This is a genomic window from Nocardioides marinus (assembly GCF_013408145.1).
GTDB lineage: Bacteria > Actinomycetota > Actinomycetes > Propionibacteriales > Nocardioidaceae > Nocardioides > Nocardioides marinus.
Genome location: NZ_JACBZI010000001.1, coordinates 743,224 through 763,302 on the forward strand (window position 1 = coordinate 743,224; position 20,079 = coordinate 763,302).

Below are 20,079 nucleotides of genomic sequence, written 5' to 3' on the forward strand. Positions count from 1 at the left end.
CAGGTAACAACCGGGGGAATTTCGGCCTGGGACCCCGTCGTGGGCCCGGTGCGGCCCTAGGGTGACCCGGTGTGTCCCGCACCACGGGACGCAACCGATCATCAGGAGGGTTGCCGTGAGGAAGACGGCTCGATTTGCAGCGGTGGCCATGGCCGCCGCGCTCACCCTGTCGGCGTGTGGCTCCGACGAGGGCACCGACGAGGGCACCGACAACGGGGACGCCCCCACCAGCGACGTCAAGGTCGGCATGGCCTACGACGTGGGCGGTCGCGGTGACCAGTCCTTCAACGACTCCGCTGCCGCGGGCCTCGACCAGGCGATGGACGAGTTCGGCATGGAGTCCCAGGAGTCCGAGGCCGAGGACGGCGAGGCCGAGTCGGCCCGCGAGGAGCGCCTGCGCACCTTCGCCGACGCCGGCTACGACCCGATCATCGCGGTCGGCTTCGCCTACGCCGCCTCGATCGGCAAGGTCGCCGAGGAGTACCCCGACGTCCACTTCGCGATCATCGACGACTCCAGCGTGGAGTCCGACAACGTCGCCAGCCTGGTCTTCGCCGAGGAGCAGGGCTCGTTCCTGGTCGGTGCCGCTGCGGCGCTGAAGACCGAGAACGACCACATCGGCTTCGTCGGCGGCGTCGAGACCCCGCTGATCCAGAAGTTCGAGGCGGGCTACATCGCCGGTGCCGAGTCGGTGAACCCCGACATCGAGATCGACGTCACCTACCTCACCCAGGTGCCGGACTTCTCCGGCTTCGGTGACCCGGCCAAGGGCAAGACCGCGGCCGAGGGCATGTACGACAACGGTGCGGACATCGTCTACCACGCCGCGGGCGGCTCCGGCGGCGGTGTCTTCGAGGCTGCCTCGGAGTCCGGCAACTGGGCCATCGGTGTCGACTCCGACCAGTACAACACCGCCGACCCGTCGGTGCAGGACTCGATCCTGACCTCGATGCTCAAGAACGTGAACGTCGCGGTCTACGAGTACCTCACCCAGGTCAACGACGGCGAGTTCCCCTCCGGTGTGACCACCTACGACCTCGCGGTCGACGGCGTGGGCTACTCCACCAGCGGCGGCTTCGTCGACGACATCGTCGAGCAGCTCGACGAGCTGAAGCAGCAGATCATCGACGGCGAGATCTCGGTGCCCACCGCTCCGTGATCTAGCGCGTCTGGTTCCACGTCGCAGGCCACGTCCGCTCCGGCGGGCGTGGCCTGCGGCTTCCCGTGCACCGGTCCTCGTCGGATAGCGTGCTCGTCGGCGCGCAGCCTCTGCGTGCCACCCAGTGAGATTGATGCAGTGAGATTTTCGGGACCGGAAGGGGTTCTCGTGTCCGACGTCGCACCAGCGGTGCGCCTGCGGGGGATCGGCAAGCGGTTCCCGGGCGTGATCGCGAACGACGACATCAACATCGACGTCGCTCGTGGCACCATCCACGCGATCGTGGGTGAGAACGGCGCCGGCAAGTCGACGCTGATGAAGATCCTGTACGGCGTGCAGGCACCCGACTCCGGGACCATCGAGATCGGCGGGACCCAGGTGAGCCTCGGCTCGCCCGCGGACGCGATCCGGCACGGAGTCGGCATGGTCTTCCAGCACTTCCAGCTCGCCGACAACTTCACCGTCCTCGAGAACGTCGTCCTCGGCGCCGAGAAGCTGCACGGCATCGGTGCCGCCGCGCGCGCCGAGATCGTGCGGATCTCGGATGCCTACGGCCTCGGCGTGGAGCCCGACCAGATGGTCGAGGACCTCGGTGTCGGCGCCCGTCAGCGGGTGGAGATCCTCAAGGTCCTCTACCGCGGCGCGCGGGTCATCATCCTCGACGAGCCGACGGCGGTCCTGGTGCCCCAGGAGGTCGAGGAGCTCTTCGCCAACCTGCGCGAGCTCAAGGCCGAGGGGCTCTCGGTCATCTTCATCTCCCACAAGCTCGACGAGGTCCTCTCCGTCGCCGACGAGATCACCGTCATCCGCCGCGGTACGACGGTGGCCACCGTCGACCCCTCCGGCACCACCTCGCGCGAGCTCGCCGAGCTGATGGTCGGCTCGGAGCTGCCCAGCCCGTCGACGGAGGCCTCCACGGTCACCGACCGGGTCACCCTGCACGTCGCCGACCTCGGGCTGCCCGGCGAGAACCGGCCGCTGCTGGACGCCATCTCCTTCGACATCCACGCCGGGGAGGTCCTCGGCATCGCCGGGGTCGAGGGCAACGGCCAGGCCGAGCTGGTCGAAGCGATCATGGGCATGCGGCCCGGTGCCACCGGCACCGTCCGGCTCGCCGGCCAGGACCTCACCGAGCTCTCCACCCGCCGGCGTCGTGAGGCCGGCATCGGCTACATCCCCGAGGACCGGCACCGCCACGGGCTGCTCCTCGACGCGCCGCTGTGGGAGAACCGCGTGCTCGGCCACCAGACCCGCAAGCCGTGGGCGCGCCGGGGCCTGATCGACCGGGGCGCCTCGCGCACCGACACCCAGCGCATCGTCGAGGACTACGACGTGCGCACCCCGGGCGTGGACACCCTCGCCCGCGCGCTGTCCGGCGGCAACCAGCAGAAGCTGATCGTGGGCCGGGAGATGAGCGGTGACCCGATCCTGCTGATCGCCGCCCACCCGACCCGCGGGGTCGACGTGGGCGCCCAGGCCGCGATCTGGGGGCACATCAAGGAGGCCCGCCGGCTCGGCCTCGCGGTGCTGCTGATCTCCGCCGACCTCGACGAGCTCATCGGTCTCTCCGACCGGATCGAGGTGATCCTGCGGGGTCGTCTCGTCGGCTCCTTCGACCCGGGTCAGGTGACCCCCGAGCAGCTCGGCTCGGCCATGACCGGTGCGGGAGGTGCCGCGTGACGAACCTCGACCCACGACTGCAGAAGCTGGGCCTGGGGCTGCTCGCCCCGGTGCTCGCGCTGGTGCTGGCGTTCCTGATCACCAGCCTGGTGCTGGTGCTGGCCGGCGACCCCGTCGGCGAGGTCTGGTCGACCCTGCTCGGCGTCCCCGCCGAGCGCAACGTCGCCAACATCCTCAACAACGCCACCGTGCTCTACCTCTCCGGCCTCGCCGTCGCGGTGGGCTTCCGGATGAACCTGTTCAACATCGGCGTCGACGGCCAGTACCGCGTCGCCGCGTTCGTGGCCGCCGTGGTCGCGGGCGAGGCCTGGCTACCGGGCGCGGCCAACACCGTCCTGGCGATCCTGGCCGCGATGCTCGCGGGCGCCGCCTGGGCCGGCATCGCCGGTGTGCTGCGGGCCAAGCGGGGCGTCAGCGAGGTGATCTCCACGATCATGCTCAACTTCATCGCCACCGGCCTGGTCGCCTACTTCCTGCGCCGGGTCGCGGTGCGCGAGGAGGGCAGCAACGACATCGGCACCAAGGAGATCCCGGAGGGCTCGCGGATCCCCGGCTTCCAGATCGGTGACGGGTCGACCACCGAGGTCTACGGCTTCATCTTCCTCGCCGCGCTGGCCGGGTTCACCTACTGGTTCCTGCTCAACCGCACCCGCTTCGGCTTCGACCTCCGGGCGACCGGCAAGTCGACGACCGCAGCGGTGGCCAGCGGCATCTCGGTGACCCGGATGACGATCGTGGCGATGCTCCTCTCCGGTGCCGTCGCCGGGCTCGTGGGCCTCCCGCTGCTCTTCGGCGACTCCTACAGCTACGGCTCGACCTTCCAGTCCGGTCTCGGCTTCGCCGGCATCGCCATCGCGCTGCTGGGTCGCAACCACCCGATCGGCATCGCGATCGGCGCCCTGCTCTTCGCCTACCTCGACGAGCAGTCCAACCCGCTGCAGATCCTCGTCGGCGTCTCGCCCGACATCGTCGCCATCACCCAGGGCGTGATCGTCCTGACCGTCGTCATCTCCTACGAGGTGGTGCGCCGCTACGGCGTGCGCCTCGAGCAGCACGCCGTGGCCCGCGCCCTCGAGGCCGGCCGCGCGACGGCGACCGACCAGGAAGAGGAGGCCCGCGCATGAGCGCCGTGACCACCCGTCGTCTGCCCCGGCTGTGGTGGCTGGGTGCCGCCGTGCTGGTGCTGCTGGCGATCTCGGTGCTCCGGGTCGTCACCGGCGCCGAGGACCTCGCGTCCTCGGGCACGGTGCGCGCGACCCTGATCGCCCTGGTGCCGATCATGCTCGCCGGTCTCGGGGGCCTGTGGTCCGAGCGCGCGGGCGTGGTCAACATCGGCCTCGAGGGGATGATGGTGCTCGGCACCTACGGTGCGGGGTACTTCGGCTACCACTACGGCGCCTGGGCCGGTGTCGCCGGTGCGCTGCTGATGGGCGCCATCGGCGGCCTGATCCACGCGACCGCGACGGTGGTCTTCGGCGTGGACCACATCATCTCCGGTGTCGCGATCAACATCATCGCGGTCGGGGCCGTGCAGTACCTCGCCGCGCTCACCTTCGTCGGCCTGCCCGGCGGCGGCCAGACCCAGTCCCCGAAGCTGGACAACGTCGGCTCGATCACGATCGGGCCACTCAGCGACGCGCTGGGCGAGGTGGAGGGGCAGAACATCTTCTTCGTCTCCGAGCTCGCCGCCGTGGCCCGGGCCCTGGTCACCAACCTCTCGCTGCTCGTGGTGCTGGCCTTCGTGCTGCTCGTGCTCACCTACTGGGTGCTGTGGCGCACCTCCTTCGGCCTGCGACTGCGCTCGACCGGCGAGAGCCCGTCGGCGGCGGAGTCGCTCGGTGTCGCGGTGCTGCGCTACAAGTTCATCGCGGTGCTGATCTCCGGCGCCCTCGCCGGCCTGGCGGGCGGCTTCCTGGCGATGGTGGCCTCGTCGAACTACCGCGACGGGCAGACCGGCGGTCGTGGCTACATCGGCCTGGCCGCGATGATCTTCGGCAACTGGCGGCCCGGCGGGCTGCTGGCCGGCTCCGGCCTCTTCGGCTACACCCAGACCCTCGGCCTGCGCCAGGGCGGCACCTCGGTGCACGCGCTGCTGCTGGCCGTCGCGGTCCTGGCCATCGCCCTGGCCGGCTACCAGCTGTGGCGCAAGCAGGTCCGCCTCGCCGTCGGCATCCTGGTGGCGGCCGCGGCGCTGATCACCGTCTACGCCGCGATCGACGTCGTGCCCGGCGACTTCGTCAACATCACGCCGTACGTCGTGACGCTGCTGGTCCTCGCCTTCGCCTCGCAACGACTACGGATGCCCGCGGCCGACGGGCAGGTCTATCGCCGGGGGAGTGCGGGCTAGCCGTGTCGACCCCTGGGACCGGCGTCGACTGGGACGCCCTGCAGGCCGAGGCGGTGGCCGCCTCGCGGCACGCCTACGCGCCCTACTCCTCCTTCGCGGTGGGTGCCGCGGCGCTCGTCGACGACGGGCGGCTGGTGACCGGCTGCAACGTCGAGAACGCCGCCTACGGCGTCGCGCTGTGCGCGGAGTGCGGGCTGGTCAGCCGGCTGCACATCGAGGGCGGCGGGCGCCTGACGCACTTCGTGTGCGTGGGCGGCGCCGTCGGCACCGAGCCGGTCGTGGTGATGCCGTGCGGGCGCTGCCGCCAGCTGCTGTGGGAGAACGGCGGCCCGGAGATGGAGATCATGACCGTCTCGGGGCTGCGTCGGATGAGCGAGGTGCTGCCGGATGCCTTCGGCCCCGACGACCTCGCTTGACCTGACCGACCCCGCCGTCGTCGCCGACCCCTACCCCTGGTTCGCGCAGGAGCGGTCCCGGCACGCGGTCGCCTGGCACGAGCCCTCGGGCTCCTGGTTCACCTTCACCCACGCCGCGGTCTCGGCGGTGCAGCGTGACCGCCGGCTGGGGCGGCTCTGGACCGACCGCGAGCCCGCGGAGCGCCTCGAGCCGTTCAACCTGCTGCACCGCAACCAGATGATGGAGAACGAGCCGCCGGAGCACACCCGGCTGCGGCGTCCGGTCGCCTCGGCGTTCAGCCGCGGCCACGTGGAGCGGCTGCGGCCGCGGGTGCGCGCGCTGGCCTCCGAGCTGCTGGACGAGGTCGACGCCTCGCGCCCCTTCGACGTGGTCGAGGCCTACGCCGAGCCGCTGCCGGTGCTGGTCATCGCCGAGCTGCTGGGGGTGCCGCGCAGCCACGCCCACGACCTGCGCGACTGGTCCCAGGCGATCGTGCGGATGTACGAGCCCTCGCCCGACGAGAGCGTCGTCGCCGCGGCCGTGGCCGCCGCGGAGGACTTCGCCGCCCTGGTGCGCGACCTGGTCGCCGTACGCCGCCGGCAGCCCGCAGACGACCTCATCACCGACCTCGCGGGTACCGAGCTGAGCGACGACGAGGTCGTCGCGGCCGTGGTGCTGCTGCTCAACGCCGGCCACGAGGCCTCGGTCAACGTCTTCGGCAACGGCCTCGTGGCGATGCTGCGGCGGGGGCTGCGGCCGGGCCCCGACGTGGCGGCGTGCGTGGAGGAGATGCTGCGCTTCGACTCCGCGCTGCAGCTCTTCGAGCGCACCGCCACCGCGGAGGTCGAGCTGCCCGGGGGGATCGTGGTCCGCCCCGGCGAGAGGGTCAGCGCCCTGCTGGGCGCCGCCAACCGCGACCCGGCCGTCTTCGAGCGGCCCGACGAGTTCGACGTCGCCCGGGCGACCAACCCGCACCTGGCCTTCGGGGTCGGCGTGCACTTCTGCCTGGGTGCACCACTGGCCAGGATGGAGCTGACGGAGTCGGTGGCGCTGCTGTTCGAGCGCCTGCCCGGCCTGGCCCTGGCCGGGGAGCCGGAGAGCCGCGGCACGTTCGTGCTGCGCGGCCACCGACGAGTGGAGGTGACCGCATCGGGCGGTCACCCGGAGGAGAGGGACGCATGAGCCAGCACGACGCCGTCGAGGTGATCACCGCCAAGAGGGACGGCGGCACCCTGAGCGACAGCCAGATCGACTGGGTCGTCGACGCCTACACCCGGGGTGACGTCGCCGACGAGCAGATGTCGGCGCTGGCGATGGCGATCCTGCTCAACGGCATGGAGCGCGAGGAGATCTCGCGCTGGACCGCGGCGATGATCGCCTCGGGGGAGCGGATGGACTTCTCCGCGCTGTCCCGCCCCACCGCCGACAAGCACTCGACCGGCGGGGTGGGGGACAAGATCACCCTGCCGCTGGCGCCCCTGGTCGCCGCCTGCGGCGTGGCCGTGCCGCAGCTCTCCGGTCGCGGGCTGGGCCACACCGGCGGCACGCTCGACAAGCTCGAGTCGATCCCCGGCTGGCGCGCCGCGCTGTCCAACGACGAGATGATGCGTCAGCTCGAGGAGGTCGGCGCGGTCATCTGCGCGGCCGGCACCGGCCTGGCCCCGGCCGACAAGAAGCTCTACGCCCTGCGCGACGTGACCGGCACCGTCGAGGCGATCCCGCTGATCGCCTCCTCGATCATGAGCAAGAAGATCGCCGAGGGCACCGGCTCGCTGGTGCTGGACGTCAAGGTCGGCACCGGGGCGTTCATGAAGGACCTCGACCGTGCCCGCGAGCTGGCCGAGACGATGGTGGCGCTCGGCAAGGACGCCGGCGTGCGCACCACCGCGCTGCTCACCGACATGTCCACCCCGCTGGGGTTCACCGCCGGCAACGCCATCGAGGTGGCCGAGTCCGTCGAGGTGCTGGCCGGCGGCGGACCGGCCGACGTCGTGGAGCTCACCGTCGCCCTCGCGCGCGAGATGCTCGCGGGTGCGGGGGTCGACGACGTCGACCCCGCCGACAAGCTGGCCGACGGCTCCGCGATGGACGTGTGGAAGAAGATGATCCGCGCCCAGGACGGCGACCCCGACGCGGCGCTTCCGACCGCGCGGGAGTCCCACGTGGTGACCGCGCCGGCCACGGGTGTCCTGACGCGGCTCGACGCGTTGGCCGTCGGCATGGCCGCCTGGCGCCTCGGCGCGGGCCGCGCGAAGCTCGGCGACGCCGTCCAGGACGGCGCCGGCGTCGTCTGGCACGCGCGCCCCGGCGACGAGGTCACCGAGGGTCAGCCGCTGATGACGCTGCTCACCGACGAGCCCGAGCGCTTCGACCGCGCGCTGGCCAGCCTCGAGGGCGGGTACGACGTGGAGCCGGCCGGGTCGGCGTACGAGCCGTCGCCGCTGGTGATCGACCGGGTCAGCTGACCCTCACGCCAGCAGCAGGACGACCGTCTCGGCCACGCAGGCGGGCTTGCTCTCGCCCTCGATCTCGATCGTGTAGCGCAGGGTGATCTGCTTGCCGGCCGGGATGTCGGTCACCTCGCCCATGGCCACGTGGGCGCGCACCCGCTTGCCGACCCGGACGGGGTTCGGGAAGCGGACCTTGTTGACGCCGTAGTTGAGCTTGGCACCCGGGGTGTCGAGCGCGAAGACCTCGCTGCCCAGCCACGGCACCATCGAGAGCGTGAGGTAGCCGTGGGCGATGGTGCCGCCGAAGGGGCCCTCCGCGCTCCGCTCGGCGTCGACGTGGATCCACTGGTGGTCGCCGGTGGCGTCGGCGAAGGTGTCGACGCGCTCCTGGGTGATCTCCACCCAGTCGCTCGTGCCCAGCTCCTCGCCGGCGGCGGCGGAGACCTCGTCCATGGTGGTGAAGACGCGCATGGGGTGAACCTAGCGGGCCGTGGGTCGCGGTGTCAGGGGAGGTCCGTGACGCGGTGTCTGGGATGATCGCGCCATGAGCGCCACCCCCTCTCCAGACCTCTCCCGCGACGACGTGCTGCGGGCGCCGAAGGTGCTCCTGCACGACCACCTCGACGGCGGGCTGCGGCCCTCGACGGTCCTGGAGCTGGCCCGCGAGGTCGGCCACGAGCTGCCCACCGACCCCGACGGCGACGCCGCGGCGCTGGGCCGCTGGTTCGCCGATGCCGCCGACTCCGGGTCCCTCGAGCGCTACCTGGAGACCTTCACCCACACCGTCGCGGTCATGCAGACCGCCGACGCCCTGACCCGGGTGGCGCGCGAGTGCGTCGAGGACCTCGTCGCCGACGGCGTGGTCTACGCCGAGGTCCGCTACGCCCCCGAGCAGCACCTCGAGGACGGGCTCTCGCTCGACGAGGTCGTGGCAGCGGTGCAGCGCGGCTTCGACGAGGGCGTCGCCGCGGCCGAGGGCCGCATCGTGGTGCGCCAGCTCCTGACCGCCATGCGGCACGCCGCGCGCTCGATGGAGATCGCCGAGCTGGCCGTGCAGTGGCGCGACCGCGGCGTCGCCGGCTTCGACATCGCCGGCGCCGAGGCCGGCTACCCCCCGACCCGCCACCTCGACGCCTTCGAGTACCTCCAGCGCGAGAACTTCCACTTCACCATCCACGCCGGCGAGGCCTTCGGCACCCCGTCGATCTGGGAGGCCCTGCAGTGGTGCGGCGCGGACCGGCTCGGCCACGGCGTGCGGATCGTGGACGACATCACGGTCGCCGAGGACGGGTCGGTCGAGCTGGGCCGGCTCGCGGCGTACGTCCGCGACAAGCGGATCCCCCTGGAGCTGTGCCCGGCCAGCAACGTCCAGACCGGCGCGGCCACCTCGGTGGCCGAGCACCCCATCGGCCTGCTCACCGACCTGCGCTTCCGGATCACGGTCAACACCGACAACCGGCTGATGAGCGGGACGTCGATGACCGAGGAGATGTGGTCGCTGGTCGAGGCGTTCGGGTACGGCGCCGCGGAGCTGCGGTGGTTCACCATCAACGCGATGAAGTCGGCCTTCCTGCCCTTCGACGAGCGGCTGGCGCTCATCGACGAGGTCATCAAGCCCGGGTACGCCGGGCTCGTCGGCCCGGCCCCGGCCGACGGTGCCGCCCGGTGATCATCACCAACCACGTGTGGACCGGCGCGGTCATCGGCGCCGTCGCACCGGGGCCGGTCTCGGCCCTCGCCGCCGGGGTCGCCTCCCACTTCGCGCTGGACCGCACGCCGCACTGGGGCGATGACTCCATCTTCTTGCAGGTCGCGGTCCCCGACGGCCTCGTGGGGCTCACCGCGATGGGGCTGCTGGCCCGCGTCACGCCCGCCCACCGGCGCGCACGCGTGCTCGCCGGGATGCTCGGTGCCTGCCTGCCCGACGCCGACAAGCCGTCGAACCTCTTCTTCGGGCGCTCGCCCTTCCCGGCCGCGCTGGACGAGTGGCACGTCTCCATCCAGCGCGAGGACGCCGGTCGACTGCCGCAGGAGCTGCTCGTGGCGACGGTGGGTCTGCTCGCGGCGCGGTGGGTCCTCCGCCATGATCGTGCCGGAAGGAGGATCCGATGATCCTGAGCGTGGTCATGCTGGGTGCGGCCGGTGTCGCCCTGGCCCTCTCCGTCGTCCTGGGCCTGCGCGGCCTGCGCGAGCGCCGCGCTGCCGACTCCTTCGCCGAGCGGGCGGTCGTCACCGTCGCCGACGTCCTGGAGACCCGCCCCAAGGACGTCGCCATGTCCGGGGAGCCGGTGACCGTCTACTTCCACCTGGTGCGCTACGAGGTCGACGGCCAGACCCTGACCTCGGAGACGATGTCGGGCATGGAGCCGCCGATCCCGCACGTGGGGGAGCGGGTCGAGGTCCGCTACGACTCCGCGCACCCGGGCCGCGTGGTCCTCGACCAGGTCGACCACCGGATGGGTGCCGGGGCCACCGCCCTCGGCCTGGCCCGGGTCATGCTCGGGGCCGCGGTGTCGCTGCCGGTGGCCTGGGCGCTGATCGTGCTGATCACCGAGTTCGCGGTCTAGCTCCCGGGGTAGCCCGCGGGACGAGGGCCCACCACGCGTGGTGCCAGCGCCCGAAGGGCAGCCGGTCCTGCGCGTGCTGCTCGGCGTCGACGGTGACCAGCCCGCCGCGCGCCGGGTCGTAGACCACCCAGGTGCCGTGGGCCGCGGCCACCACGAGGACCACGTGCCGGGGCAGCACCCGGGTGCCGACGTAGACCGGCACCGGGTCGTGCTCGGCGGCGGCCAGCACCGCGGCGAAGTCCGGTCGGGTCAGCCGGTGCCTGCCGGGCAGGTGGCGCAGCAGCGCCCACGGCGGCGTGCCGAGCGCCCGCGGCCACCAGCCGACGACCTCCCGGTGGGTCGCGAGGACCTCCTCGGCGAAGCGGGGCAGCACGCGACCGGCGTACACCTCGTCGGAGAGCATGCGTGCGACCACCAGGACCGCGGCGCCGCAGCTGAGCCGGTCCGGCTGCTTGAGCCGGCCCCAGGGGAGTCCGTCGGGCGCGATCACAGCGCCGCGACCGCCTCGACGGTGCGATCGGGGGAGAGCGGCTCGCAGCCCTTGGCGACGGCGTCGGCGACGACGCCGCGCTGGGCCCGGGCCAGCGCCAGCCCCCGCCGGACCAGCACCAGCGGTGGCTTGCGGTGCTCCCGGAGGTCGCGTACGAGGCGCAGCACGAAGGTCGTGGCCGCCGAGCGGCGTACGCAGTAGGCGGCGGCGAGCACGCCTGCCTCGCGGGCCGGCCCGACCACGTCGGGGGCGAAGATGCCCTCGGCGACGAAGAGCCGCGCCCCGCCGAGGTCGAGCGCGCGCGAGCCGCAGCGACCGTTCTCGGAGATCTCGTAGACCGGCACCTCGGCGTGGCCGGTGGTGGCCAGCTCGACCATCGTGGCCAGGGCGTCCTCGGGGAGCCAGGACTCTGGGTGGTCCCAGTCGACCAGGCCGGCGTTGGCGCCGTGCTCGATGCGCGGCAGCGTGGGGTCGTCGCCGTCCTTGTAGAAGTCGTCGAGCCGCAGCACGGGCAGGCCGAGCCGAGCGGCGAGACGGGACTTGCCGGATCCGGACGGACCGGCCAGGACGATCACCCGCGCATGCACGGGAGATGAGTCTAGGAGTGCGTCCAGCCGCTCCCGTCACGGACGTCGTCGCGGTCGTAGGAATCGATGTCGGGCCACGCGTTGCCCGAGCGCAGGCCCACCAGGCCGTCGTTGAGACCGGTCCACACAGCGAGGTTGACGGTGGTGTTGTCGGCCCAGAAACCGAGCAGCTCGTTGGCCAGGCGCAGCACCTCGATCGCGACCTCGCCGATCACCTTGATCGCAGGCCCTGCGTCGAGGGTGACCCACTGGCCGGCATCGGTGCCGTCCTTGATCGCGGCCACGACCGAGCCGGCGATGTCGAGGATGGTGTCGACCACCGCCTGCCAGGTCGCCCAGACCTGGCGGGCCCCGGTGGCGCAGGCCGAGGAGGCGCTGGTGAGCCCGGTGTTGACGGCCAGGATGGCGTTCTTCTGCTCGGCCGCCACCCCGGCGTAGGCCGCGGCGGCGTCTCCGCTCCAGCCCTTCTGGAGGTGCCGGGTGAGGCGTTCCACGGCGATCTCCTCGTCGCGCAGCGCCCCGGCCGCCTCGCTGTAGCGCTCGCTGAGGTCCATCAGGCCCCACGGGGTGGCGAACAGGCGTCGCACCTGCTCCCACACCTCGGGGAGGGTGCGCTCGAACTCGTCCCAGATCCGCTGGATCGCGTCCTCCAGCCTGCTGAGGGCGTACTTGCCGGCGGCGTAGACCGCCGGGCTGGTGTACTTCAGCCACGAGTCGAGGATGGAGCCGTCCCACTGGTCGAGGACCCAGTCGACGCCCTCCTGGATCTTCTCCTCGAGGGTCTCCAGCATCCGCTCGACCTCGTCCTGCCAGTCGACGAAGGACGTGTCGTGCTGCGTCGGTGCGCTGGTCGTCATGCGCCGAGCACCTGCCCGCGCAGGCTGTCGAGGTGGGCCTGCTGCTCGGCGTCGGTGAGCCCGAGGTCGCGGGCGACGTCGCGCAGCAGCTCCCCGACGCGACGGGCGCGGCTCGCGCCCTCGTCGAGGGCGTCGTACATCGACTGGACGAAGGCGTCGTGCTGACCGCCGATCTCGGTGGCCAGCACGCCGAAGCGCCAGCCGTCACCCAGGCCGTCCGAGAGCAGGTCCCGGCTCTCGGCCAGGCGGGCGCCGAGCGCCTCCCAGCCCTGGGCGGCCTCGGGGAAGCGGTCGATGTCGGCCTCGAGGGAGTCGCTCACGAGGTGCCTCCTGTCGCGGTGGTGAGGGTGTCGGCGTAGTGGGTGAAGGCCCGCTGGAAGGCCTGGAGCAGCGCCTGCTGCAGGCCTCCGGCGGTCGCGGCGGAGAGCCAGGCGGGGTCGGCGAGGACGGTCGCGGGCCGGCCGTCGGCATCGGTGCCCACGGTGACCATGCCGTTCTGCGAGAGCCCCTGGACGCCGCGTGGGGGAGGGGCGTGGGTGGGCGGTGTGCCCCCGGAGTCGGCCACCATCCGTGCGTGCCGCACCGCGTCGCTCGGGCGGCGCACCCGTGGTTGCAGCGATGCGACCAGCGCCTCCGGGGTCGCCGGTGGCTCCTCGACCGAGTGCGCGAGCTGCACGGCGACCGCCCGCGCGGTGTCGGCGGCCCGGTGGGCCTCGAGCACCCTGGCCTGCAGCGCCTCCGGCGTCCTGAGGAGACCGGGGTCGCAGACCCGCACCGCCCGCACCAGGGCCGCAGGGTCGACGACCACCTCGACGGCGCCGGAGGCATCGGCCCCGGACGCGTCCTCGGTGGGCCCCCAGAAGTCGGGACGCGTGGCGGCGCGGTGCGCCAGCACGAGGCGGGAGTCGTGGTCCAAGACGTTCACGCAGGTCGGATGCCCCGACACCGGCGGTCCTAACCCTGGGGTTTGTCGCGCCGGTCCCCACGGAAGGCTGCGGGCATGCCCGCCCGCTCCCGTCTGCTCGCCCCGTGCCTCGCGGTCCTGCTCGGTGCCACGCTCGCCTCCTGCTCCGAGGACCCGAAGGTCACCGGCGCCGACCCGGCGGCCCTGCCCGAGGACCTGTGCGCCGCCCTGGCCGAGGAGGTCCCCAGCGACCTGGGGCTGGACGGGGGCAGCCCCAGCCACGAGGCCGACGACGAGCTGGTCCGTGCCGGGTGCCGGTGGTCGGGCGAGGGCGACACCGACCTGGTGGTCGAGGTCGTCTCCTACGCCCTCCCCGACAGCGACGACACCACGCCGGTGGACCGGGCGCTCGACGGTGCCTGTCGCACTCTCGCCGGCACGCCCGACGTCGAGCAGCTGGTGGAGCAGGCCGGTGGTTGCTCGGGCGTCGTCGGGAGCACGGCGACCGGGATCGCCCGCGTCGTCCCCGACCGGGCGACGGTGCGCGTGCAGCTCTCCTCGACGGCGACGCCACCCGAGCAGCTGGCTGCTCGGGTGGCGTCGATGACCAGTGCCCTGACGGGCGGCATCCCTCGGGAGTGAGGGTCAGACCCCCATCGGGTGCCAGACGGTCTTGATCTCCAGGAACGCCGTCATCGGCTCCAGGCCGGGGTCCTGGGTCCAGTCCGGCTCGCTCGCCGGGGCCCGGCGGACCCGCTTGAGGTTGTCGGCCGCGGCGACCTCGAGCTCGGTGGCGAGCGCGGTGTCTCCGGCGATGCCGGTCAGGTCGATGGCGTTGACGTCCATGTGCGAGGCCAGCCAGGGGGCGACGGTGGCCGCCTTCCCGGTGAGGATGTTGACCACGCCACCGGGCAGGTCGCTGGTCGCGAGCACCTCGGCGAGGTTCACCGCGGGCAGCGGCCGGGAGTACGACGACACCACGACCGCGGTGTTGCCGCTCACGATCACCGGGGCGATGACCGAGACCAGCCCGAGCAGCGAGGACTCCTCGGGCGCGAGGACGGCCACGACACCGGTCGGCTCGGGGGTGGAGAGGTTGAAGAACGGGCCGGCCACGGGGTTGGCGTTGCCGACGACCTGGGCGAGCTTGTCGGCCCAGCCTGCGTACCAGACCAGGCGGTCCACGGCGGCGTCGACGACCTTCTCGGCCTTGCCGGCGTTGAGCCCCTCGGAGTGCTGCACGGCCTGGACGAACTGCGGACGGCGGTCCTCCATGACCTCGGCGACGCGGTAGAGGATCTGCGCGCGGTTGTAGGCGGTGCGACCCGACCAGCCGCCGACGGCCTTGCGGGCGGCGACGACGGCGTCACGGGCGTCCTTGCGCGAGGCGAGGGCGGCGTTGGCCACGAAGGTCCCCTTGTGGTCGTTGACGACGTAGGAGTAGCCCGACTCCGAGCGGGGGAAGGCCCCGCCGATGAAGAGCTTGTAGGTCTTGCGGACGTCGATGCGCGCGCTCATGCCTGGCCTCCCTCGAGGTACGCGGCCAGGCCGTGCCGGCCGCCCTCACGGCCGTAGCCGGACTCCTTGTAGCCGCCGAACGGGCTGGTGGGGTCGAACTTGTTGAACGTGTTGGCCCACACCACCCCGGCGCGCAGCTTGCCGGCGACGTCGAGGATGCGGGAGCCCTTCTCGGTCCAGATGCCTGCCGAGAGGCCGTACGGGGTGTTGTTGGCCTTCTCGACGGCCTCCGACGGCGTACGGAACGTCAGCACCGACAGCACGGGGCCGAAGATCTCCTCGCGGGCGATCCGGTGGGCCTGGGAGACGCCGGTGAACAGCGTCGGGGCGAACCAGTAGCCGCTGCTGGGCAGGTCGCACGGCGCGGACCAGCGCTCGGCGCCCTCGGCCTCGCCGGCCTCGGAGAGCTCGCGGATGCGGGCCAGCTGGGCGGCGGAGTTGATGGCGCCCACGTCGGTGTTCTTGTCCAGCGGGTCGCCGAGGCGCAGGGTGGCCATCCGGCGCTTGAGGCGCTCGAGCACCTCGTCGGCCACGGACTCCTGGACCAGCAGGCGCGAGCCCGCGCAGCAGACGTGGCCCTGGTTGAAGAAGATGCCGTTGACGATGCCCTCGACCGCCTGGTCCATGGGGGCGTCGTCGAAGACGATGTTGGCGGCCTTGCCGCCGAGCTCGAGGGTCACCTTCTTGTCGGTGCCGGCGACGGCACGGGCGATGGCCTTGCCGACGTCGGTGGAGCCGGTGAAGGCGACCTTGTCGACTCCCGGGTGCTCGACGATCGCGCGGCCGGTCTCACCGGCGCCGGTGAGGATGTTGACGACACCCGGCGGGAGGTCGGCCTGCTGGCAGATCTCGGCGAAGAGCAGCGCGGTCAGCGGGGTCGTCTCGGCCGGCTTGAGGACCACGGTGTTGCCGCAGGCCAGGGCCGGGGCGACCTTCCACGCCAGCATCAGCAGCGGGAAGTTCCACGGGATGACCTGTCCGGCGACGCCGAGGGGCGTGGTGCCGTAGCCGCTGTGCTCGAGCTTGTCGGCCCAGCCGGCGTAGTAGAAGAAGTGCGCCGCGACGGTCGGGACGTCGACGTCGCGGGCCTCCTTGATCGGCTTGCCGTTGTCGAGGGTCTCCAGGACGGCGAGCTCGCGGCTGCGTTCCTGGATGATCCGCGCGATGCGGTAGAGGTACTTGGCGCGCTCGCGGCCCGGCATCGGGCCCCAGACCTTGTCGTAGGCCTTGCGGGCGGCCTTCACCGCGCGGTCGACGTCGGAGGCGTCGGCCTCCGCGACCTCGGCGAGGACCTCCTCGGTGGCGGGGTTGACGGTCTTGAAGGCGGTGCCCGCGCCGCTGGTGAACTCGCCGTTCACGAAGAGCCCGTAGGACTCCTTGATGTCGACGACCGCGCGCGACTCGGGAGCCGGCGCGTACTCGAAGATGCTCATCTCTTCTCCTGCCGGTCTCAGTCGAGGGTGACGTAGTCGGGGCCGCTGTAGCGGCCGGTGCGCATCTTGGTCCGCTGCATCAGCAGGTCGTTGAGCAGCGTGGAGGCGCCGAAGCGGAACCAGTCGGGGTCGAGCCAGTCGTGGCCCGCGACCTCGTTGACCATCACGAGGTACTTGATGGCGTCCTTGGTGGTGCGGATGCCGCCGGCGGGCTTCACGCCGACCATCTGGCCGGTGGCCTCGCGGAAGTCGCGGACGGCCTCCAGCATGATCATCGTGACCGGCAGCGTCGCCGCTGGCTGGACCTTGCCGGTGGAGGTCTTGATGAAGTGACCGCCGGCCATCATCGCCAGCCAGCTGGCGCGACGGACGTTGTCGTAGGTCTGCAGCTCGCCGGTCTCGAAGATGACCTTCAGGTGGGCGCTGCGCTCGCCCTGGGTGCAGGCCTCGCGGACCGCGACGATCTCCTCGAAGACCTCCAGGTAACGACCGGACAGGAACGCCCCGCGGTCGATGACCATGTCGATCTCGTCGGCGCCGGCCTCGACCGCGTCCTGGGTGTCGGCGAGCTTGATGTCACGCGCCGCGCGTCCCGAGGGGAACGCGGTCGCGACGGCGGCGATGTTGACGCCGGACTCGCCGAGGGTGTCCTTGGCGACCCCGACGAGGTCGGGGTAGACGCAGACGGCGGCCGTGGCCGGGCAGGTCGGGTCGGTGGGGTCGGGACGCATCGCCTTGCTGGCCAGGGCCCGGACCTTGCCGGGGGTGTCCTGGCCCTCCAGGGTGGTCAGGTCGACCATCCGGATCGCGAGGTCGAGAGCCTGCTCCTTGGCGGTGGTCTTGATCGAGCGGGTCCCGAGGGCGGCGGCGCGGGCCTCTGCACCCACCTGGTCGACGCCGGGCAGGCCGTGCAGGAAGCGACGGAGCGCAGCGTCGGACCGGGTGACGTCCGAGAAGTCCCAGCCGACTCCGGGGGTGGAGATCGTGGGCATTGGGTCAGCATAGGCTTGCCGGCGGCCCGCACCCCAACCCTCGACCGGGCCCGCTCGCCGCCTGCCGACCCGCTGAGGAGCCCGCCCGGATGGACCACGACCCCCACGAGGAGAGTCTGGAGTTCGCGCCCACCAGCGGTCGGGTCATGGGAGTGCTGACGGTGCTGCTGGGCGTCGTCGCCGTCGTGGTCACCGTGGCCTTCCCCGGTGACTACCCGGTGCCGGTCGCCACCGGTGGCCTGCTGGTCGGCGTGCTGGCGTGGGCGGCGATGCTGCGCCCCCGCGTCCGGCTCGACGGGGCATGGCTGGTGCTGCGCGGGATGGTCTCCACGCTCCACCTCCCGCTCGCCGCGCTGCAGTCGGTCGTCGTGCAGCAGGTGCTGGTCGCCACCGTCGACGACAAGCGCTACGCCAACCCCGGCGTCGGCCGGTCGCGGTTCCGTGCGATGCGCCGGCCGCGCTCCACCCGCGACCTGACGATGACCCCCGTGCCCGGTGAGGGCTGGACCCCCGACGAGGGGGCCGACTACGCCGACTTCGTCGAGGACCGGATCCGCGAGGCGGCCCGGGTCGCCCGGGGCGTCCCCGATGCGCCCAGCGGCGTACGGCGGGAGTGGGCGTGGCCCGAGATCGCGCTGGTCCTCGGCAGCCTGCTGCTGTTCGTCGTCAGCTTCTCGTTCTGAGGTCGCACGGTCCAGTGGGTGATCGTCCCGAGGTCGTGTGCCTGTGTGGCTCCGCCCGGTTCATGCCGCAGATGCGGTCCCTGGCGCGGGAGTTGGGCCTCGCAGGCTTTGTCGTCCTGACCCCCGTCGACGCCGAGGACGCGCCGACGCCTGAGCAGAAGGCGACGCTCGACGCTCTGCACCGGCACAAGATCGACCTCGCCGACCGGGTGCTGGTGGTCAACCCGGGCGGCTACGTGGGGGAGTCGACGGCAGCGGAGATCGCCTACGCCCGAGCTGCCGGCAGACGCGTCGACTTCACCGACCCGCGCTGACGCAGCGCGCCGGCAGGGCTCTCGTCAGAGCTCGGTGGTGCCGTCGGGGTGGACGAGCATGCGGATGCCGTGGGGGCTGGTCCAGAGCCAGGTGGTGGGGGTGAGCTGCTGGTAGTCCCACCTGGTGTTGGTCGAGCTCGTCGAGGCCGGGGATGGGTGGGTCTTGGCTCGGTGGTGGCGTCTGCACAGGGGGGCGAGATTGGCTGTTGATGTCTGGCCGGGTGGTCCGCCCTGGTCGGGTGGGACGTACTCCTCGATGTGGTCGAGGTCGACCTTGGCTGAGGTGCGGGTGCAGTGCGGGAAGACGCAGGTGGGGCGCTTGAGCTTGACGCGCTGGCTGATGCGGTCGGGGATCTCGTAGGCGTCGACGGCGATCTGGTCGTGCAGGTCGATGACCGGTTTGACGGTGATCTGGGTGCCGGGGACGGCGAGCCAGTCGCGGACGGTGTCGGCGGTGAGGGTCTGGTGGTGGTTCTCGAGGCGGGCGAGGTGGAGACCGAGCCGTCCGGTGTCGGGGTCGATCTCGGGGGTGCCGGGTCCTTCGTTTCCGCGGAGGGCGGCTTCTGAGAGGTGGAGGTGGAGGACGACCTGGCGGGGACGGCTCGAGCGGGGTGGTCTCGACGCCCGCTCCTCGCTGGCGCTCGTCGCTGCTCGACCACCTGCGTCAGCGAGATCGAGGGTGAGGTCGCCGCGGCTGAGGTAGCCCAGCGCCTTCGCCCGACGGACGTCGAGCGAGTCGGCCGAGCCGGCGGCAAGCAGCTGGTCGGCGATGGTGCGGATCGCGTGCTCGAGCTCTTCGGCGTCGGCGCGGTCCAGCAGGCCGGTCAGGGGGACGCCGCTGGCGGTGCCGATGGTCCAGGCGGTGGTGAGGTCGAGGGTGACGTGCAGAGACGCGGCGGTGTCGACCTCCTCCATCTCACATCCCTCGGGGTCGAACCGGGCTGCCGCCTCGGCAGCCAACCTCTTCACGGTGGCGAACGAGGCGGTGCGCACGACGTGGGCCAGGTGCGCATCGACGAACGCAGCGGCCTCGGCGGTGAGCTGACGGGTGACCTCGGTGACCCGCCGTACCCGCCACACCTGCACCTGACCTGCTTCGAGGCGAGCCCAGATTTTCGGCAGCCGGTGCTTGGCCTCCACCGCATCGGAGAGCAGGGCCCGGCCGGAGTCGGTGGAACGGCCGAGGGTGGCGGCGAGCTCGATGACGGCGAACTCCGACACTTCCGGCGCACCCGGACCGGCGAGCTCGAGCATGGTGTCGGCACCCGACATCCCGAACCGGGCGACCCACGCGTTCTCGGCCTCGGTGTGGGCGTCGTCGTCGGCCAGCCCGTAGGTGCCGTAGAGGTCCGGCATCAGCTGGCCGGTGGTGTGGCGGTCGGCCCACTCAGCGATCGCGATGAACCGGTCCCGGTCGGCCTGATCGGCAGCCTTGTCGAGGTCGCGGATGGAGGTCAACAGGTCACCGGTCGACCCGGCAGGAGAGTCCTGCGCAGTGGTGTCGTGGTGCCCGAGTGCCATGACCAGATTCTACTAGAACAAGTGTTCGAATGGAATGGTCGTGAGGGCACCGAACGAATCTGTGGAGGACGATCCAGCCGCAACCGAAGCGAGCACCTCAAGGTGCCGCAAGGCCGGCGAGCGACCGCAACCAGGTACCGCAACCGAAGCAGACGGCAACCGTGCTCTTCGAAAATGAAGG

General features: G+C 72.0%; 23 protein-coding genes. 13 read left to right on the forward strand and 10 right to left on the reverse strand.

The window, feature by feature from the left end:
* The first annotated feature begins 115 nt into the window (after positions 1–115).
* The 7 genes from BKA05_RS03575 (at position 116) to BKA05_RS03600 (ending at position 8,047) form a co-directional block, all read left to right on the forward strand.
* Complete coding sequence (locus BKA05_RS03575; RefSeq protein WP_343045506.1) at positions 116–1,159, forward strand: BMP family lipoprotein; 1,044 nt, start codon at positions 116–118, stop codon at positions 1,157–1,159.
* A gap of 168 nt (positions 1,160–1,327) precedes the next feature.
* Entirely contained in the window at positions 1,328–2,839 is a 1,512-nt protein-coding gene (locus BKA05_RS03580; RefSeq protein ID WP_179530202.1) for an ABC transporter ATP-binding protein, read from the forward strand.
* Positions 2,836–3,963: an ABC transporter permease gene (locus BKA05_RS03585; RefSeq protein ID WP_179530203.1), complete on the forward strand. Its 1,128-nt coding sequence runs from the start codon at positions 2,836–2,838 to the stop codon at positions 3,961–3,963. The genes BKA05_RS03580 and BKA05_RS03585 overlap by 4 nt, the downstream gene beginning before the upstream one ends.
* A complete protein-coding gene (locus tag BKA05_RS19330; protein WP_218842258.1) occupies positions 3,960–5,186 on the forward strand; it encodes an ABC transporter permease in 1,227 nt (408 codons plus the stop codon). Before BKA05_RS03585 ends, BKA05_RS19330 begins: the two co-directional genes overlap by 4 nt.
* A 2-nt stretch (positions 5,187–5,188) precedes the next feature.
* Entirely contained in the window at positions 5,189–5,602 is a 414-nt protein-coding gene (locus BKA05_RS19335) for a cytidine deaminase (protein ID WP_343045507.1), read from the forward strand.
* Positions 5,574–6,764 (forward strand): cytochrome P450, encoded by a 1,191-nt coding sequence (locus BKA05_RS03595; RefSeq protein ID WP_179530205.1) that lies wholly within the window; start codon positions 5,574–5,576, stop codon positions 6,762–6,764. The genes BKA05_RS19335 and BKA05_RS03595 overlap by 29 nt, the downstream gene beginning before the upstream one ends.
* Positions 6,761–8,047, forward strand: a complete 1,287-nt coding sequence (locus BKA05_RS03600; RefSeq protein WP_179530206.1) for a thymidine phosphorylase — start codon at positions 6,761–6,763, stop codon at positions 8,045–8,047. Before BKA05_RS03595 ends, BKA05_RS03600 begins: the two co-directional genes overlap by 4 nt.
* A gap of 3 nt (positions 8,048–8,050) precedes the next feature.
* Here BKA05_RS03600 and BKA05_RS03605 read toward each other — a convergent pair whose 3' ends face one another.
* Positions 8,051–8,503 carry a MaoC family dehydratase gene (locus tag BKA05_RS03605; RefSeq protein WP_179530207.1) on the reverse strand — a complete coding sequence of 151 codons (453 nt, stop codon included), beginning with the start codon at positions 8,501–8,503 and terminating at the stop codon, positions 8,051–8,053.
* A gap of 73 nt (positions 8,504–8,576) precedes the next feature.
* Here BKA05_RS03605 and BKA05_RS03610 point away from each other — a divergent pair, with 73 nt between their 5' ends.
* Genes BKA05_RS03610 through BKA05_RS03620 form a run of 3 tightly spaced genes read left to right on the forward strand, consistent with a single transcriptional unit; the run spans position 8,577 to position 10,599 of the window.
* Positions 8,577–9,701, forward strand: coding sequence for an adenosine deaminase (locus BKA05_RS03610; RefSeq protein WP_179530208.1), 1,125 nt, complete (start codon positions 8,577–8,579; stop codon positions 9,699–9,701).
* Positions 9,698–10,144, forward strand: a complete 447-nt coding sequence (locus tag BKA05_RS03615) for a hypothetical protein (RefSeq protein ID WP_179530209.1) — start codon at positions 9,698–9,700, stop codon at positions 10,142–10,144. The genes BKA05_RS03610 and BKA05_RS03615 overlap by 4 nt, the downstream gene beginning before the upstream one ends.
* The gene (locus BKA05_RS03620; RefSeq protein ID WP_179530210.1) at positions 10,141–10,599 is read left to right on the forward strand and encodes a DUF3592 domain-containing protein; all 459 of its coding nucleotides are present in this window, start codon (positions 10,141–10,143) and stop codon (positions 10,597–10,599) included. Before BKA05_RS03615 ends, BKA05_RS03620 begins: the two co-directional genes overlap by 4 nt.
* Here the strand turns inward: BKA05_RS03620 and BKA05_RS03625 are convergent.
* From BKA05_RS03625 to BKA05_RS03645, 5 genes are read right to left on the reverse strand one after another with little or no spacing between them, the layout of a single operon-like run.
* Entirely contained in the window at positions 10,580–11,089 is a 510-nt protein-coding gene (locus tag BKA05_RS03625; protein ID WP_179530211.1) for a hypothetical protein, read from the reverse strand. The genes BKA05_RS03620 and BKA05_RS03625 overlap by 20 nt on opposite strands.
* Entirely contained in the window at positions 11,086–11,676 is a 591-nt protein-coding gene (locus BKA05_RS03630) for an ATP-binding protein (RefSeq protein ID WP_179530212.1), read from the reverse strand. The genes BKA05_RS03625 and BKA05_RS03630 overlap by 4 nt, the downstream gene beginning before the upstream one ends.
* A gap of 11 nt (positions 11,677–11,687) precedes the next feature.
* Positions 11,688–12,533, reverse strand: coding sequence for a WXG100 family type VII secretion target (locus BKA05_RS03635; protein ID WP_179530213.1), 846 nt, complete (start codon positions 12,531–12,533; stop codon positions 11,688–11,690).
* Positions 12,530–12,853 (reverse strand): hypothetical protein, encoded by a 324-nt coding sequence (locus tag BKA05_RS03640; protein ID WP_179530214.1) that lies wholly within the window; start codon positions 12,851–12,853, stop codon positions 12,530–12,532. Before BKA05_RS03640 ends, BKA05_RS03635 begins: the two co-directional genes overlap by 4 nt.
* A complete protein-coding gene (locus BKA05_RS03645) occupies positions 12,850–13,458 on the reverse strand; it encodes a hypothetical protein (protein ID WP_179530215.1) in 609 nt (202 codons plus the stop codon). The genes BKA05_RS03640 and BKA05_RS03645 overlap by 4 nt, the downstream gene beginning before the upstream one ends.
* Before the next feature lie 75 nt (positions 13,459–13,533).
* Here BKA05_RS03645 and BKA05_RS03650 point away from each other — a divergent pair, with 75 nt between their 5' ends.
* Positions 13,534–14,079, forward strand: coding sequence for a hypothetical protein (locus BKA05_RS03650; RefSeq protein WP_179530216.1), 546 nt, complete (start codon positions 13,534–13,536; stop codon positions 14,077–14,079).
* 3 nt (positions 14,080–14,082) lie between these two features.
* Here the strand turns inward: BKA05_RS03650 and BKA05_RS03655 are convergent, their stop codons facing one another.
* Genes BKA05_RS03655 through deoC form a run of 3 tightly spaced genes read right to left on the reverse strand, consistent with a single transcriptional unit; the run spans position 14,083 to position 17,380 of the window.
* Positions 14,083–14,955, reverse strand: a complete 873-nt coding sequence (locus tag BKA05_RS03655) for an aldehyde dehydrogenase family protein (protein ID WP_179530217.1) — start codon at positions 14,953–14,955, stop codon at positions 14,083–14,085.
* Positions 14,952–16,388 (reverse strand): aldehyde dehydrogenase family protein, encoded by a 1,437-nt coding sequence (locus BKA05_RS03660; protein ID WP_218842260.1) that lies wholly within the window; start codon positions 16,386–16,388, stop codon positions 14,952–14,954. The genes BKA05_RS03655 and BKA05_RS03660 overlap by 4 nt, the downstream gene beginning before the upstream one ends.
* A gap of 17 nt (positions 16,389–16,405) precedes the next feature.
* Positions 16,406–17,380 (reverse strand): deoxyribose-phosphate aldolase, encoded by a 975-nt coding sequence (deoC, locus tag BKA05_RS03665; RefSeq protein ID WP_179530218.1) that lies wholly within the window; start codon positions 17,378–17,380, stop codon positions 16,406–16,408.
* Between the two features lie 89 nt (positions 17,381–17,469).
* Here deoC and BKA05_RS03670 point away from each other — a divergent pair, with 89 nt between their 5' ends.
* A complete protein-coding gene (locus BKA05_RS03670) occupies positions 17,470–18,063 on the forward strand; it encodes a hypothetical protein (protein WP_179530219.1) in 594 nt (197 codons plus the stop codon).
* A gap of 62 nt (positions 18,064–18,125) precedes the next feature.
* A complete protein-coding gene (locus BKA05_RS03675) occupies positions 18,126–18,377 on the forward strand; it encodes a hypothetical protein (RefSeq protein ID WP_218842262.1) in 252 nt (83 codons plus the stop codon).
* 24 nt (positions 18,378–18,401) lie between these two features.
* Here BKA05_RS03675 and BKA05_RS03680 read toward each other — a convergent pair whose 3' ends face one another.
* Positions 18,402–19,898 (reverse strand): HNH endonuclease signature motif containing protein, encoded by a 1,497-nt coding sequence (locus BKA05_RS03680; protein ID WP_179530221.1) that lies wholly within the window; start codon positions 19,896–19,898, stop codon positions 18,402–18,404.
* Positions 19,899–20,079: the final 181 nt, after the last annotated feature.

Coding starts and splice junctions, on each gene's coding strand:
- BKA05_RS19330 (WP_218842258.1), top strand. CDS start 3,960: ATGAGCGCCGTGACCACCCGTCGTCTGCCCCGGCTGTGGTGGCTGGGT.
- BKA05_RS03595 (WP_179530205.1), top strand. CDS start 5,574: ATGCCTTCGGCCCCGACGACCTCGCTTGACCTGACCGACCCCGCCGTC.
- BKA05_RS03600 (WP_179530206.1), top strand. CDS start 6,761: ATGAGCCAGCACGACGCCGTCGAGGTGATCACCGCCAAGAGGGACGGC.
- BKA05_RS03605 (WP_179530207.1), bottom strand. CDS start 8,503: ATGCGCGTCTTCACCACCATGGACGAGGTCTCCGCCGCCGCCGGCGAG.
- BKA05_RS03610 (WP_179530208.1), top strand. CDS start 8,577: ATGAGCGCCACCCCCTCTCCAGACCTCTCCCGCGACGACGTGCTGCGG.
- BKA05_RS03620 (WP_179530210.1), top strand. CDS start 10,141: ATGATCCTGAGCGTGGTCATGCTGGGTGCGGCCGGTGTCGCCCTGGCC.
- BKA05_RS03635 (WP_179530213.1), bottom strand. CDS start 12,533: ATGACGACCAGCGCACCGACGCAGCACGACACGTCCTTCGTCGACTGG.
- BKA05_RS03650 (WP_179530216.1), top strand. CDS start 13,534: ATGCCCGCCCGCTCCCGTCTGCTCGCCCCGTGCCTCGCGGTCCTGCTC.
- BKA05_RS03655 (WP_179530217.1), bottom strand. CDS start 14,955: ATGAGCGCGCGCATCGACGTCCGCAAGACCTACAAGCTCTTCATCGGC.
- BKA05_RS03660 (WP_218842260.1), bottom strand. CDS start 16,388: ATGAGCATCTTCGAGTACGCGCCGGCTCCCGAGTCGCGCGCGGTCGTC.
- deoC (WP_179530218.1), bottom strand. CDS start 17,380: ATGCCCACGATCTCCACCCCCGGAGTCGGCTGGGACTTCTCGGACGTC.
- BKA05_RS03670 (WP_179530219.1), top strand. CDS start 17,470: ATGGACCACGACCCCCACGAGGAGAGTCTGGAGTTCGCGCCCACCAGC.
- BKA05_RS03675 (WP_218842262.1), top strand. CDS start 18,126: ATGCCGCAGATGCGGTCCCTGGCGCGGGAGTTGGGCCTCGCAGGCTTT.
- BKA05_RS03680 (WP_179530221.1), bottom strand. CDS start 19,898: ATGGCACTCGGGCACCACGACACCACTGCGCAGGACTCTCCTGCCGGG.